Annotated in this window: 12 protein-coding genes; 9 read left to right on the forward strand and 3 right to left on the reverse strand. The window is 62.1% G+C overall.

From position 1 onward, the window contains the following. Positions 1 to 5: 5 nt before the first annotated feature. Positions 6 to 1,676 (reverse strand): cytochrome-c oxidase, cbb3-type subunit I, encoded by a 1,671-nt coding sequence (gene ccoN / locus RVAN_RS14705; protein ID WP_013420501.1) that lies wholly within the window; start codon positions 1,674 to 1,676, stop codon positions 6 to 8. Positions 1,677 to 2,201: 525 nt separating this feature from the next. On the opposite strand from ccoN, the gene RVAN_RS14710 reads away from it, so the two are divergent. After that, complete coding sequence (locus RVAN_RS14710) at positions 2,202 to 2,405, forward strand: hypothetical protein (protein ID WP_013420502.1); 204 nt, start codon at positions 2,202 to 2,204, stop codon at positions 2,403 to 2,405. A 123-nt stretch (positions 2,406 to 2,528) separates the two neighbouring features. On the opposite strand, the gene RVAN_RS14715 is transcribed toward RVAN_RS14710, so the two are convergent. Beyond that, complete coding sequence (locus RVAN_RS14715; RefSeq protein ID WP_013420503.1) at positions 2,529 to 3,137, reverse strand: hypothetical protein; 609 nt, start codon at positions 3,135 to 3,137, stop codon at positions 2,529 to 2,531. A 323-nt stretch (positions 3,138 to 3,460) separates the two neighbouring features. On the opposite strand from RVAN_RS14715, the gene RVAN_RS14720 reads away from it, so the two are divergent. From RVAN_RS14720 to RVAN_RS19205, 5 genes are all read left to right on the forward strand, one after another. Then, positions 3,461 to 4,594 (forward strand): Re/Si-specific NAD(P)(+) transhydrogenase subunit alpha, encoded by a 1,134-nt coding sequence (locus RVAN_RS14720; protein ID WP_041789330.1) that lies wholly within the window; start codon positions 3,461 to 3,463, stop codon positions 4,592 to 4,594. A 53-nt stretch (positions 4,595 to 4,647) separates the two neighbouring features. After that, complete coding sequence (locus RVAN_RS14725) at positions 4,648 to 5,016, forward strand: proton-translocating transhydrogenase family protein (RefSeq protein WP_245258074.1); 369 nt, start codon at positions 4,648 to 4,650, stop codon at positions 5,014 to 5,016. Then, positions 5,016 to 6,410 (forward strand): NAD(P)(+) transhydrogenase (Re/Si-specific) subunit beta, encoded by a 1,395-nt coding sequence (locus tag RVAN_RS14730; protein WP_013420506.1) that lies wholly within the window; start codon positions 5,016 to 5,018, stop codon positions 6,408 to 6,410. Before RVAN_RS14725 ends, RVAN_RS14730 begins: the two co-directional genes overlap by 1 nt. Positions 6,411 to 6,602: 192 nt before the next feature. Next, positions 6,603 to 6,782 carry a hypothetical protein gene (locus RVAN_RS14735; RefSeq protein ID WP_013420507.1) on the forward strand — a complete coding sequence of 60 codons (180 nt, stop codon included), beginning with the start codon at positions 6,603 to 6,605 and terminating at the stop codon, positions 6,780 to 6,782. 364 nt (positions 6,783 to 7,146) lie between these two features. Further along, positions 7,147 to 8,751, forward strand: coding sequence for an SUMF1/EgtB/PvdO family nonheme iron enzyme (locus RVAN_RS19205; protein ID WP_013420508.1), 1,605 nt, complete (start codon positions 7,147 to 7,149; stop codon positions 8,749 to 8,751). A 22-nt stretch (positions 8,752 to 8,773) separates the two neighbouring features. Here RVAN_RS19205 and RVAN_RS14745 read toward each other — a convergent pair whose 3' ends face one another. After that, positions 8,774 to 9,556: a Crp/Fnr family transcriptional regulator gene (locus tag RVAN_RS14745; protein ID WP_013420509.1), complete on the reverse strand. Its 783-nt coding sequence runs from the start codon at positions 9,554 to 9,556 to the stop codon at positions 8,774 to 8,776. On the opposite strand from RVAN_RS14745, the gene RVAN_RS14750 reads away from it, so the two are divergent. From RVAN_RS14750 to RVAN_RS14760, 3 genes are all read left to right on the forward strand, one after another. Further along, positions 9,497 to 10,519, forward strand: a complete 1,023-nt coding sequence (locus RVAN_RS14750; RefSeq protein ID WP_081449489.1) for a DUF2189 domain-containing protein — start codon at positions 9,497 to 9,499, stop codon at positions 10,517 to 10,519. The two genes, RVAN_RS14745 and RVAN_RS14750, sit on opposite strands and share 60 nt — an antisense overlap. Positions 10,520 to 10,679: 160 nt before the next feature. Further along, the gene (locus RVAN_RS14755; RefSeq protein WP_013420511.1) at positions 10,680 to 11,927 is read left to right on the forward strand and encodes an efflux RND transporter periplasmic adaptor subunit; all 1,248 of its coding nucleotides are present in this window, start codon (positions 10,680 to 10,682) and stop codon (positions 11,925 to 11,927) included. Between the two features lie 4 nt (positions 11,928 to 11,931). Further along, positions 11,932 to 15,096 (forward strand): efflux RND transporter permease subunit, encoded by a 3,165-nt coding sequence (locus RVAN_RS14760; protein ID WP_013420512.1) that lies wholly within the window; start codon positions 11,932 to 11,934, stop codon positions 15,094 to 15,096. Positions 15,097 to 15,113: the final 17 nt, after the last annotated feature.

Raw genomic sequence — 15,113 nt, forward strand, 5'->3', positions numbered from 1 at the left:
GCCTCCTACACGGCCGGAACGGGTTGCGGGGTGCGAAGCTCAGGCGCTGCTGCGATCCTGGGCTGGTCGGCAACGTCCACCGGCTCGTCTCCGCGGATGGTGCGGAACACGTTGTAGGCCATGATCAGCCCGCCGGTGAGATAGAGGAGGCCGCCCGTGGCGCGGATGACGTAATAGGGGTGCATCGACTCGACGCTTTCAACGAACGAGTATTGCAGCACGCCGAGTGCGTCGGTCGCCCGCCACATCAGGCCCTGCATGATGCCAGAGACCCACATCGCGGTGATGTAGAGCAGGATGCCGATAGTCGCGACCCAGAAGTGCCATTCGACGAGGCGCTGGGAATACAGGCCCCGACGCTTCCACAGCCACGGAACGAGGCAGTAGATCGCGCCGAAGGACACCATGCCGACCCAGCCGAGAGCGCCGGAATGCACGTGGCCGACGGTCCAGTCGGTGTAATGCGACAGCGAGTTGACGGAGCGAATGGCCATCAGCGGGCCTTCGAAGGTCGACATGCCGTAGAAGGCGACCGACACGACGAGGAAGCGGATGACGGGATCGGTGCGCAGCTTGTCCCACGCGCCGGACAGCGTCATCAGGCCGTTTATCATGCCGCCCCACGAGGGCATCCAGAGCATGATCGAGAACGTCATGCCGAGCGTCTGCGCCCAATCGGGAAGCGCTGTGTAATGCAGATGGTGCGGACCGGCCCAGATGTAGAGGAAGATCAGCGACCAGAAGTGCACGATCGACAGCTTGTACGAGTAGACCGGCCGTTCGGCGCGCTTCGGCACGAAGTAATACATCATGCCGAGGAAGCCGGCGGTCAGGAAGAAGCCAACCGCGTTATGGCCGTACCACCATTGCGTCATGGCGTCCTGCACGCCGGAGAAGGCCGAATAGCTCTTCGTCCCGAGGAAGGACACCGGCACCGCGAGGTTGTTCACGATGTGCAGCATCGCGATGGTGACGATGAACGCGAGGTAGAACCAGTTCGCCACGTAGATGTGCGGCTCCCGGCGTTTCATGATCGTGCCGAGGAAGACGAGAAGATAAGCCACCCAGACGATGGTCAGCCACAGGTCGACGTACCATTCCGGTTCCGCGTATTCCTTGCCCTGCGTGACGCCGAGCAGATAGCCCGAAGCCGCCATGAGCAGGAAGAGCTGATAACCCCAGAACACGAACCAAGGTAGCCAGCCGCCGAAGAGTTTCGCCTTGCAGGTTCGCTGCACCACGTACATCGACGTGGCGAGCAGCGCGTTGCCGCCGAACGCAAAGATCACGGCCGAGGTGTGAACCGGGCGCAGGCGGCCGAAGTTCGTCCATGGCATGTCGAAGTTCAGCGCCGGGAAGGCAAGTTGCCAGGCGATCATGTCGCCAAGCATGAAGCCCGCCACGCCCCAGCACACTGTTGCGATCGTGCCCGCCTTTATGACGTTGTCCGCGTAGAAGTCGGACGGTTGGCTGGGCGCGCTTGAAAAGGCCTTGCCCGCCAGGAAGACGGTTCCGGCCAGAGCAAAAAGCGCGAAGATGACGGCATGAAACTGCATCACGCTGTCGGGCGAGAAAAGGGCTATAAAGACACCGAGGGCCAACCCCCCGAGAGTGAGGCCGAGCGCTCCCCAATCGAGAAGCGCCGCGCCTCCTGTTTTAGTGCTCGCAACTTCCATTATGTTCTCCCCGTCAGCCGACGAATGCGGGCCTACGTTTGCGATCTTTGCGAGAATTCCTACGCTGCCGCTTGGCGGCCTTGATTTCGATCAATTCCAGGGGTGGCCTAACACACATCGATCATGAAGTTGCAGGATTGACAGGGTTTTATTGGCTTCACTTTTCCGAGAGGCCGCGTTCTTTTCCCCTCGAAGGGCGAGCAGCTTTGCCGTGGCCGCTTGACCTCGATCAAGGCGCGGGGTTGTACCCGGCGCATTCTTGCGGAAAAGAAGCTGGGCAGAACACGGTGCGCGACCCGCGAAGCAGCGTGCATAGGCTCGGGATTCTGAAGCCTCTCGGTTGACGTTCTCCCTGCTCGGAGAGGCGCATACTGCGGATTTGCGCGCGCTTAAAAGGATCGCGAACGGCCTGCGCCTGATCCATGCGCAAAGCGAACCCTATACAATCTAAGATTGTACTTGCGGTAAGGTAAACGCGGGGATAGAAATTATGAAAGGTTTTTGCTCAGTTTTGCGTCAATCGCCATGTCACAATCGCTCTTGCGCGTTTCCGCCGATGTCGCCACCGAATTCGACGCCTATGCTCGGACCGCTTATGTGGAGGAGCGTATCGCGCTGATGGTGCAGAGAATCGGCTATGTCGCCGCCTGCATCGATCTGTTTCACTGGAGGCACGTCATCGATCAGGCGCTGCGGGAGGTCGAAGCGGAGCGTTCCGCATCGCGGTGAAGCGCGCGGCCCCAGCGCTCTCATGCAGGCGGATAGCGGCGGCGGAACGCGTGACGGCAATCGCTGTGCTGCGAGAGACGGAGACCGCGGCTTCACGATCTCCGGGCACCTGCGACTTTGCCTTTATTTCGCTTCGAGGATCTTCGGACATTCCTTCGAGACGAAGCGGTTGATTTCGCGCACGAGGTCCTTTTCGAACAGGCCGAAATTCTGTTCGAGCGTCGCCGCTGTCCAGACCGCGCCCTTGATCAGCGTCGCGCCCTGGATGTCGTTGATATGGAGGGCCGCGTTCGTTGACGCTCCGTCCTTGAACTTCAGCTCGGGCGCTAGCGTGGCGCTGATGGGATATTTGCTTTCGCCGATCTCGCAGGACACGGACTGCTTCTCGACCTTCAGCTCATGATCCGGCTTCGTGAGCGACGCGACGATATCGGCGCGCTTCACGTTCACTTTCGCGCTGCACTTTGCCGAGCCCTGGCCCCAGGACAATTTCTTCTGTTCGGCGCCCTTCTGGATTTCTTCCTTCTGCCACGTCTTGGTTACGTCGCAGGTCACGTCCGGCCCGTTCGCATCCTTTGAGACGATGATCGAACAAAGGTCTTTGGCGCATTGCGAAAGCTTGGCTTTCTCGCCTTCGTCTTCCGCCGACGCTGCCCCCGCAAGCGCCATGGAAAGACCGAGCGGAATCATCACGCCACGGACGATGCTCGCACTCCAATCGAAATTCGACATACGCAATAAACTCCCCCGGTTTCGCGCGCTTCGCCGCGCCGCGATGCTAGCCATTTGGGCAATGGCGCGCTCATTTAGCATGGCGCATACAGAGTTCAACACTTGGCGGTCGCAGAAACTTGTGTAAATGTTCGGCTAACAAAAAAAGGGGTCCGGCGATGAATGGGGAGCGAACGGAAGCGGTTGAAACCGTGGACATGTCGTCCTGGATCGTTGCCGGCAACGCTGAAAACACTCTGTGACAAGTCTGGTGCGGTTGTCGCCATGCCGCTGGCGGTGCGGCGATGTCCTAATCGAAGCCCCAACGTTCCAATAGGCTCATGATCACAATCTCCGTAACCCGGGAGGGAGAGGGCGAAACGCGGGTCGCCTTGTCTCCTGAAACCACGAAAAAATTCAAAGGTCTCGGCGCGCGCGTCGTGTTTCAGGCGGGTGCGGGCGACCGTTCATTCCTGCCGGACCGGCTGTTTGCCGAGGCGGGCGCGGAAATCGTCGAAAGCGCGGCGGAAGCGGTGCGCGAAGCCGACGTGCTTCTGAAAGTCGGCCGCCCCTCGGCGGAGGAACTCGCCGTGTTGAAACCGAGCGCCATTGTCGTCGCCATGCTCGACCCGTTCGGCGCGCGCGACGAGCTTGAAGCGCTCGCGGCGAAAGGCGTCTCGGCGTTTGCGATGGAGTTTATCCCGCGCATCACGCGCGCGCAGTCGATGGACGTGCTGTCCTCGCAGTCGAACCTCGCGGGCTATAAGGCGGTGATCGATGCGGCGGCGCATTTCGGCCGCGCCTTCCCGATGATGATGACAGCGGCGGGCACCGTTCCGGCCGCGCGCGTCTTCGTCATGGGCGCGGGCGTGGCGGGCCTTCAGGCCATCGCGACAGCGCGCCGCAATGGCGCGGTGATCTCCGCGACCGACGTTCGCCCCGCCGCGAAGGAACAGGTGGCGAGCCTTGCCGCGAAGTTTATCGCGGTTGAGGACGAAGAGTTCAAGGCGGCTGAAACCGCTGGCGGCTACGCCAAGGAAATGTCGGACGAGTACAAGAAAAAGCAGGCGGCGCTGATCGCCAGTCACATCGCGGCGCAGGACGTGGTCATCACGACCGCGCTCATTCCGGGCCGCCCCGCGCCGCGCCTCGTTACGCGCGAGATGGTGGAGAGCATGAAGCCCGGCTCCGTGATCGTGGATCTCGCGGCGGAACGCGGCGGCAATGTGGAAGGCACGGTGCCCGGCCAGATCGTCGTGCATGCGGGCGTCACCATCATGGGCCAGACGAACCTCGCGGGTCAGGTGCCGGGCAACGCCTCGGCGCTCTACGCGCGCAACCTTTATGCCTTCCTCGAACCGCTGGTCGACAAGAAGGAAGGCAAGCTCGCCATCAAATGGGACGACGAAATCATCGCGGGCACGCTGATCGCCAAAGACGGCCAGATCGTGCATCCGCGCCTCAAGGGAGGTGCCTGATGAAAATGAAGCTCTACCCGGCGCTCGGGGGGCTTGCCCTCGCGGCGCTGACCATGCTTGCGCCCGGCGCGGCGCTCGCGGCCTCCGAAGGCTCGCACGGCGTTTCGCCCTTCGTCTACGAATTGTCGATCTTCGTGATGGCGATTTTCGTCGGCTATTACGTGGTGTGGAGCGTGACGCCCGCGCTGCATACGCCGCTGATGTCGGTCACGAACGCGATCTCGTCCGTGATCGTTGTCGGCGCGCTGCTCGCGGTTGGCGTCGAGGCGGCGGACGTGATCTCCACCGGCGGCACATTCTGGGCGAAGCTGTTCGGCTTCCTCGCGCTCGTCATGGCCTCGGTGAACATCTTCGGCGGCTTCCTCGTCACGAGCCGCATGCTCGCCATGTACAAGAAAAAAGAAAAGAAGGGTGACCGGTAATGAACCCTAGTCTGGTTGCTCTCCTTTACCTCGCCTCCGGCGTGTTGTTCATCCTTGCGCTGCGCGGGCTTTCGTCGCCCGAAACCTCGCGGCAGGGAAACACCTTCGGCATGATCGGCATGGCCATCGCCACCGCCACTACGCTCGGCGTCGCGCGGCCTGAAACGAACGAAAGCTGGCTGCTGATTGCGGGCGGTATCGCGCTCGGCGGCGGCATCGGCGCGGTCGCCGCGCGGCGCATTGCCATGACGGCCATGCCGCAGCTCGTCGCCGCGTTCCACAGCCTCGTCGGCCTCGCCGCCGTGTTCGTGGCCGCCGCCGCGCTCTATGCGCCCGAAGCCTTCGGCATCGGCGCGCCCGGCGCGGTCTACGCGCAGAGCCTCGTCGAAATGTCGCTTGGCGTCGCCATCGGTGCGATCACCTTCTCGGGCTCGCTCATCGCCTTCGCGAAGCTCAACGGCAACATGTCAGGCAAGCCGATCCTCTTGCCCGCGCGCCACCTCATCAATCTGGCGCTGGCGGTCGGTATCGTCGCGATGATCGTGCTTTTCGTGCAGACGCAGGACACGAACCTGTTCTGGGCCATCGCGGTGACATCCTTCGTGTTCGGCATCCTGCTGATCGTGCCCATCGGCGGCGCGGACATGCCGGTGGTCGTCTCGATGCTGAACTCATACTCCGGCTGGGCGGCGGCGGGCATCGGTTTCACGCTGTCGAACACCGCGCTCATCATCACAGGCGCGCTCGTCGGTTCGTCCGGCGCGATCCTGTCCTACATCATGTGCAAGGGCATGAACCGCTCGTTCATCTCGGTGATCCTCGGCGGCTTCGGCGGCGAAACTTCGGCTGCGGCAGGCGCGACGGAACAACGCCCCGTCAAGCAAGGTTCGGCCGACGACGCGGCGTTCATCCTGAAGAACTCGTCGAAAGTCATCATCGTACCGGGTTACGGCATGGCGGTCGCGCAGGCGCAGCACGCGCTTCGCGAGATGGCGGACAAGCTGAAGGAAGCCGGCGTCGAGGTGAAATATGCGATTCACCCCGTCGCGGGCCGCATGCCGGGCCATATGAACGTGCTGCTCGCCGAAGCGAACGTGCCTTACGACGAGGTCTTCGAGCTTGAAGACATCAACTCGGAACTCGCGCAGGCGGACGTGGCCTTCGTCATCGGCGCGAACGACGTGACGAATCCGGCGGCTAAGGAAGACCCGACTTCGCCGATCTACGGCATGCCGGTGCTGGAAGTGTGGAAAGCGGGAACGGTGATGTTCATCAAACGGTCATTGTCTTCCGGCTATGCAGGCATCGACAACACGCTGTTCTACCGCGACAACACGATGATGCTTTTCGGCGACGCCAAGAAGATGACGGAAGAAATCGTCAAGGCGATCTAACGGGGAAACTGAGGCGCGGCGTGTGCCGCGCCTGTCCACGTGCGGGGACGGGCTTCGTCATCCGCCGTCCGAGATCAGCGGTGCACACGGATGAATTGTGGCGTCATGCCCCTTGTAAAAGGGGGGCGCTTTCTTTAGCTTTCGGCTGGTATTCCTGCGTTTTGCCTGCCGTAAAAAACTTGGGGGACTACAATGAGAGTAAGCTACTTGCTTTGGCTTCTCGGCATCGTCATCGCGGCGCTTGTCGGATATAACGTTCTCGTCGCTCCGATCGATTTTGTTAACAGCCTTATCGCCAGTTTCAACCCGGATGGCGCGGCGAAGGCCCTTCTTCTGGCTCTCGGGCTGGTCGCCATTTCGAAGCTGTTCTAAGCTCTCCTCCGGCGGGACGTTTCGTTTTGCTGGAACCGGAGCGAGACCACAAAGCTTGATTGTCAGGGTGCCGCAGCTGCGCTCGGCGATAGCATTTGAAGTCGGCATGGCAGCGCTGTGCCGACCTCTTTATTTGCGATTCCGTGCGAGGCTCGGAGCCTCTCCGGATTGCTAAACACGACGCGAGAAGCGCTTTGGTTTGCGACGTGAGCCCGAAAAGCGACCGCAGGATTTCTCCCGATCTGGCCCGGGGGTTGCCGCAAATGCGCCCCATCAATGCCTTAGACGGCGACCTACCTTATAACAGCGCGGCCGGTGCCCTAAGGCGTGCAAAATCATAATGTGGCGGTCAGGCAATAACCCCATGCACGGTGAGCCGGATTTTTATAGTATTCTCGGCGTTACGAGAAACGCGACCGACGTCGAAATCCGTCGGGCCTTTCGAACGCTCGCCAAGAAATATCACCCCGATAGCCAGCAGGCTTCGGGCGTGGCGTCCGATCTCGATTTCAGCCGCTTCACGGAAGCCTACGAAACGCTAAAGGATCCTGAGCGCCGCGCGGGCTATGACGAAGAATTGTCTCATGGACGTCAATTGGCGGGGTTGGGCGAGCGCCTCATGCGCCCGAATGCCTTCTTCGCGGGCGTCGGGGCGGGGATCATCGTCGCAGTCTTCGCCGTCGGCAGCGTCTTCTACTTCGGCGGAACGAAGGAAGCCCCGAAATCGCAGGACTCGCTGAGGATTACCGCGACGAAGACCGACCGGCAGACGCGCGAGACCGTGACGCAAGGCCAGCCATCCGCGACGCAGGCCACCTCCGAAAAGGTGGACAACGCTGAGTCCGACGCAGCGCAACCGACGGGGGCTTCCGCTACCGCGCAACCAGCGTCAGCTTCGCAGGTGGTTCCCTCGCCCGCCGAAACGGTGAAAATGCGCCGGACGGCTGCGCTCGAAAAGCCCGTCGCTGAAAAACACGATGCGCCGCCGCTGCCGCAGGTCGCGCCCGACACCGTCATCGAACCCTCGAACGAGGGAAGCGAAGTCGTGGCCGTGCCTGATTACCCGACGCCGCCGCCTGCCGATACCAAGGCGAAGGTCGCTTCGAAGAAGGCGCCGCCATCCGTTAACGGCGCGCTGGATGTGTCGACCGGTTCGGTCTCGCATGAGATCGTGCAGCAGTTCGAACCGGGTAACGGGCAGCGCGAAAGCTTCGCCGATTGCGCGCATTGCCCCGAGATGGTTGTCATCCCCGCTGGCCAGGTAGTCGTTGGCGCGCGCCCCGAAAGCGCGGGCTATCGGCCCGAGGAAGCTCCGGCCCATCGCGTCGTGCTCAAGAAGCCGCTAGCGGTCTCGAAGCGCGTGATTTCGGCCGGAAACTGGCGCGCCTGCGTGGACGCCGGTGTGTGCCGTCTCACATTGTCGTCGCTTCTCGCGATCGGGCCGACCGTTCCTGCGACGCGCCTTACATGGTTCGACGCGAAGGGCTATGTCGACTGGCTGAGCCAGATCACTGGGCGACGCTATCGGCTGCTCAGCGAGGCGGAATGGGAATACGCGTTGCGCGCGACCTCCGACCGCGACGGCTCGGAACGGTCGGAGCAGGGGAGCCGCCCGCCGTTCGATCCGATGGCGGAACTCGGCGGCGGCGGGCCTTTCGGCCGCATGCGCTATGAACGCGCGAGCATGACGAGCGCGAATGCGTGGGGCCTTTATACCGGCACGGTCTTCGAGTGGGTCGAGGATTGCTGGCACGCGAGCTACGACCGCGCGCCCGGCGATGGCGCGGCGTGGCTCTCTGCTTCGGGTGGGGATTGCGCCTATCGCGTGGTGCGGGGGGCGACACGAGGCGACGCGGCCCGATTCTCGGCGCGCGCCCGGGAATTCGCCGACATCGGGGCGCCGATGCTCGGCTTTCGCGTGGCGCGCGACATTCCGCAGCCAGCGAGAACGGCGCTCGGTGGGCCGTAGCGAGAGACTTCGCTCGAAACCCTCAATCCTCGGCGGGAACGCTTCGCCGCGCTTTTGGTAAGGGCACCTTGGCAGGTGCGTCGTAGGCGGCTTCCTGAAGCCGCGCGAGGTCCGGGATCAGGATCTCACGATAATTCACCAGTTCGATGACCCCTCGCGTCTTAAGTCGCGTGATCTGGCGGCTCACGGTCTCGATGGTGAGGCCCAGGCAATCGGAAATCTCGGCGCGCGACAGCGGCAGAACGAAGTGAACCTCATCGCGCCTTTCAACGCGCGAGCACTCCATATTGGGCACGCGCTTCGCGATCATCAGAAGGAAGCTCGCCACGCGTTCTTCCGCCTTCTTGCGGGCAAGCAGGAGCATCCATTCCTGGCAGGCGTCGAGTTCGGTCAGGGTGTATTGAAAAAGCCGGTGCTCCAGCCCCGGGTGCTCGGCGAGCAAACGCTCGAACCCGGCCGTCGGGAAAACGCAGAGTTCCACGTCGGTTGCGGCTTCTGCAAAGTAGGGATTTTCCGCGCGGTAAGCCCTGCCGAGAAAGTCCGATGCGAACAACAGGCCGATGATGTGCTGCCGCCCGTCATCGAGCGTCTTCGTCAGCTTGACGACGCCGGACACGATGTTCGCAAAAACGGTCCGCGCCTGCCCTTCGCCGAGGATCATCTGGCCAGCAGGGACTACGCGGCTGCGCGCTATGCGATTTAGGCTCAGAATCTCCGTCGCGCTCAACGCGTCGCATATGGACCGATGCCTTATCGCGCAGGTTGTGCAGCGGCTTGCGTGGTCGATGGACGGAAATATTTCCAAGCGGATGGACGACCCTTCGGAAGGGGCTCCCTACGAAAAGCGGTTATCCAGAACCATCTTATCCCTGTGAGGATGATGGGGAAGAACTTTGACCTGTGTCAAACGAGAAAAAAGGCCGCACCCATCTTTGCCATGAAATGGCCTGAAAAAGGGGAGTTCGCGATGACGTCCACACATGATGATTCCGCTCCAGCTTCCAAAAGCGGCGACGCCGCTCCTGCCATTGTGCACGTCCCATTCGATGCCCCCTGGAACTGGCTGGCGGCGGGGTGGCGCGATCTTTGGGCAACGCCACAGATCAGCCTGATCTACGGCGCGGCGTTCGCTGGGATTGCCTGGTTTTTCCTGCTCGCCCTCGCGCTTTCGAGCGCGCTGCCGGTGATCCTGCCGCTTGCCGGGGGCTTCCTCCTCCTGGGGCCGGTGCTCGCAGTCGGGCTTTACGAAATCAGCCGCAGGCGAGAGCGCGGGGAGACGACGTCCTGGGCCGATATCTCGGCCGTGGTCCGCGAAAACGGCTCGCGCCTTGCACTTTTTGGTGTGGCGCTGCTGCTCCTCTTTATCTTCTGGATGCGCGTCGCGTTTCTGCTGTTCATGTTGTTTTTCGGTGCGGTGAGTTATCCGTCCGCCGAAACACTGGTCTCTACGCTCCTCTTCACCTGGCACGGGCTCGGCCTTGCAATTGTCGGAACGGCTGTTGGGGCGCTTTTCGCGCTCGTCGCCTATGCGATCTCGGCGATTTCGGTGCCGATGCTGCTCGACCGCCACGTGGATGTCGTGACGGCGATCATCCAGAGCGTGCAGGCCGTGCGGACCAACCCCCAAGCGATGCTTCTCTGGGCGGCTCTTATCCTCGGAATCGTCACGCTCGGCTGCTTGACCCTCTTCGTCGGCCTTGCGATCGCGTTCCCGCTGGTCGGTCACGCGAGTTGGCACGCTTACCGAGAACTCACCGGTACGCGGTAAAGTTGGATACAAAGAGACGGTTGTCTTGCCGCAAAAGACTCTATAGGTCCGCACTCGGGCAATTCGTCGCGCGCGCGTTTTGGCACGCTCGCAAGCGATTGAAATGCCGAAAGCCTACCGATTTGAAATTTTTACGCCAACGATATCTGATGAGGGCGCTTTGACTTTCCGGCTTCGCAAGACGCGTCGTTTGCTGTGGGCGCTTCTCCCCATCGTTTCCGCTTTAGCTGCTCCCGAGGGCGCCGTGGCCCAGGCTCCCGGAGCGGGGCCGCCTGCTGTCGGCGTGGTACGCGTGGAAGAACAGCCGCTGACCCAAACCAGCGAATTTCTCGGGCGCATTCAGGCGACAGATCGCGTGAATATCGTAGCGCGCGTGTCGGGCTTTCTGGAGAAGCGCTTCTTCGAGGAAGGGTCCGAAGTCAAGAAGGGCGAACCGCTCTATCGCATCGAGCAGCCGCCTTTCAAGGCCGAGGTGGACGCGCGGCGTGCCGTTGTGGACCAATTGAAGGCGCAGCTCGAAAATGCGAAGCTGACGCTCGACCGCGCGAAATCGCTGCTTGGCGGCCCCGCCGGCCAGCAATCCGCTTACGACAGCGCGCTCGCACAGCAGCGGAGCTTCGCTGCGCAGGTGCTCGGCGCTCAGGCGCAATTGCAGACGGCGGAAATCAATCTCGGCTACACCGACATCGTCGCGCCGATCACCGGCAAGATCGGCCGCACCGCGATCACCGAGGGCAACTATGTGACGCCAAGCTCGGGGACGCTGACGACCATTGTCAGCCAGGACCCGATGTATGTCGTCTTCCCGGTTGCGGTACGCGCGGTCAATGAACTGGTCGCGCGCTATGCGACGCGGGGCGGCTTCGAGGCTGTTCGCATCAAGCTCAGGCTGCCCGATGGGCGCATCTACGAAAAGGAAGGCGAGGTCAACTTCGTCGACAACACCGTGTCGACCGACACCGACACGATCATCCTTCGCGGTACGATTCCCAATCCACAACTGACGATTTCAAAGGGCGTGGCCATCCGTACGCTCTCGGATGGCGAATTCGTGCGCGTGATCCTCGAAGGCGTTCAACCCGTTCAGGCGGTGGCGGTCCCACGTGCCGCCGTGCTGACCGACCAGCAGGGCGATTACGTCTTTGTGATCGGCGCCGACAACAAGGCCGAGCTGCGCCGCATCGAACTCGGGCAGACGACGGGCGCGACAGCCTTCGTCCTCAAAGGGTTGACGAAGGGCGAAAACATCGTGGTCGAGGGGCTGCAACGCGTGAAACCAGGCCAGCCGGTTCTGCCGGGACCGCCAGCGCCGCAGCCGGGCGCGCCGTTGAACGCCACGCAGCCAGCCTCCGCGAATGGCGCTCCCGCCGCTCCGGCAACCAAGAAGCCCGACGACGGGAAGCGGTGATTCCATGATTTCTTCGGTCTTCATCGACAGGCCACGCCTCGCGATCGTCTTGTCGATCGTGATAACGATCGCGGGCATTCTCGGCCTCATCAATCTCCCCGTATCGCAGTTCCCGGACATCGTGCCGCCGCAGGTGCAGGTCACAGCGAACTATCCGGGCGCGTCGGCTGAAGTGGTCGAGACCAGCGTGGCGCAGCCGCTGGAAGCGCAGATGGTCGGCGTCGACAAGATGCTGTACATGAAGTCGAACAGCGCGAACGACGGCACCTATACACTGACGCTCACGTTCGAGCTCGGCACGAATCCCGACATCAACACCGTTAACGTAACGAACCGCGTGCAGTCTGCGCAGTCGCAACTGCCGGAGATCGTGACGCGGCAAGGCGTGATAACGCGCAAGCGCTCGTCCGCCGTGCTTCAGTTCATGATGCTCTACAGCGAGACCGGCGAACAAGACCCGCTTTTCATCACGAACTACGCCACAATCAACGTGCTGGACGAGATCGCGCGCACGCCGGGCGTCGGTCAGGCCTCGCTGTTCGGCAGGCTCAACTATTCGATGCGCATCTGGTTCGACATCGAGCGGCTCGTGAGCCTCAACCTCATGCCGTCCGACGTGATCCGGGCCATCCAGGCGCAGAACATTCAGGCCCCGGTCGGCCGCGTCGGCGCAAGGCCGATCAGTCCCGATCAGCAATTCCAGATGAACCTGCAAACGCAGGGCCGCCTGTCGACACCCGAGCAGTTCGGCTCGATCATCCTTCGCGCGAATCCCGACGGATCTGTGCTGCGCGTCCGCGACGTCGCGCAGGTGCAACTCGGCGCGCAGAACGAGGATTCGGAAAGCCGGCTCAGCGGCAAGCCCGCCGTGGCCATGGGCATCTACCTTGCGCCGGGTGCGAACGCCGTGGCAACGGCTGCCCGCGTCAACGCGACGATGGAGAAGTTGAAGCCCCGCTTTCCGCAAGGCCTGAATTATCTCGTCGTCTTCGATTCGACGACCTTCATTTCCGACACCATCCACGAAGTCCTAAAGACGATCATAGAAGCCTTCATCCTGGTGGTGATTGTCGTCTTCCTGTTCCTCGGGAACCTCAAGGCGACGATCATTCCCGCCATTGCGGTACCAGTCAGCCTTGTGGGCACGTTCGCCTTCCTTCTTCTCCTCGGATACTCGGCTAACACGATTTCGTTGCTGGCTCTCGTGATAGCCATCGGCATCGTGGTGGACGACGCCATCGTCGTGGTGGAGAACGTCGAGCGCGTTATGGAGGAGGAGCCGGACCTGTCACCGGCCGACGCCACCAAAAAGGCGATGAACCAGATCACGGGGCCGATCATCGCGATCACCCTCGTGCTGCTCTCGGTGTTCGTCCCGACCGCGTTCCTGCCCGGCATCACGGGACAGTTGTTCCGGCAGTTCGCCGTGACAATCTCCATCGCAATGCTGATTTCGGCCATCGTCGCGTTGACGTTGTCGCCCGCGCTCTGCCGCGTATTCCTCAGGCCCGCCGCAAAACAAGGCGTCATGGGCTGGGTCATGAGACGCATCGACAACACGCGCGATTCCTATGCCTGGGTGGTGACACGCCTTGTGCGTGTTGCGGTCGTCTCGCTGTTCATTATCGGCGGCTTTGCGGCTGGCGCCTACTTCCTGTCGCTCAAGACGCCGACGGGCTTCCTGCCCGAAGAAGATCAGGGCGCGTTCTTCATCGTGATCCAGCTTCCGAATGGCGCTTCCGTGTCGCGTACGACGGAGGTGGCCAAACAGGTTGAAGGGATGATGCTGAAGCAACCGCAGGTCTATCAGACCTTTTCGGTGATCGGCTTCTCGTTCCTCGATCAGAGCGCGGCGTCGAACTCCGCCTTCATGGTGGTCAGGCTCAAACCGTTCGCCGATCGACCCGGACCCGAGAACTCGGTTCAGACGCTGATGCGCAAGACGTTCGCGATGACGCAAGGCATCCGCACGGCGAACATCTTCGCATTCAACGTGCCGCCGATCATCGGCTTGTCGACCAGCGGCGGCTTCGAATATCAGCTCGAAGCGCTCGAAGGTCAGGATCCCGCGAAAATCGGCAGTGTGATGGGCGGGCTTCTTGCGGCCGCGAATCAGGATCCGCGCCTTTCCCGTGTATTCTCGACGTTCACGGCCAACAATCCGTCCATCTTCCTCGACATCGACCGCGACAAGGCGCAGACGCTCGGCATCAACATCAACGACATCTTCACCGCGCTACAGGCGACGCTCGGCGGCATCTACGTCAATGACTTCAACATGTTTGGCCGAACGTGGCAGGTGAATATCCAGGGCATCGCCGAGAATCGAACCGATCTCGAATCGCTCTGGCGGATCTACATCCGCAACAACAAGGGTGCCGTGGTGCCGCTTCAGGCCATCGCGTCGGCCCGGATCGTGGTCGGCCCGCAGGTCATATCGCGCTACAATAACTATCGCTCGGTCTCGATCACGGGCAGCCCGGCTCCTGGTGTCTCGTCGGGCACCGCGCTCGCGGCGATGGATGAAGTGTCGAAGAAGACGCTGCCGAACGGGTTCTCCTACGAATGGACTGGCACGGCATATCAGGAGCATGAGGCTTCGGGGCAGACTGGCGTCATTCTCGCGCTGGCGCTGCTGTTCGCCTACCTGTTCCTCGTCGGCCTCTACGAAAGCTGGTCGATCCCGATATCGGTGATCCTCTCCATTGCGGTCGCGATCCTCGGCGCGATGTCGGGCATTCTGATTGCCGGGCTGACGCTCGATCTTTACGCGCAGATCGGTCTCGTGGTGCTTGTCGCGCTCGCGGCAAAGAACGCGATCCTGATCGTGGAATTCGCGAAGGAAGAGCACGACAAGGGCGTTCCGATCATGGAATCCGCCGTGCGCGGCGCGCGGACAAGGTTCCGCGCCGTGATGATGACGTCCATCGCCTTCATCCTCGGGCTATATCCGCTGGTGGTGGCGACGGGCGCGGCGATGGTCACGCGGCGCGATGTGGGCACGCCCGTGTTCGCGGGCATGCTGGCGGCGAGCTTCGTTGGCATCCTCATCATTCCGATGCTGTATGTGGTGTTTCAGTCGGTGCGCGAGCGGGTGAAGAAGCGGCTGCTCGGCTCGGCCTACGAGCGGCAGACTCCTCATCCGCCGGACGAGCAACCAGCGGCATAGCGCTCGCCTCTCGAATG

The sequence above is a fragment of the Rhodomicrobium vannielii ATCC 17100 genome (assembly GCF_000166055.1).
GTDB classification, from domain to species: Bacteria; Pseudomonadota; Alphaproteobacteria; order Rhizobiales; family Rhodomicrobiaceae; genus Rhodomicrobium; species Rhodomicrobium vannielii.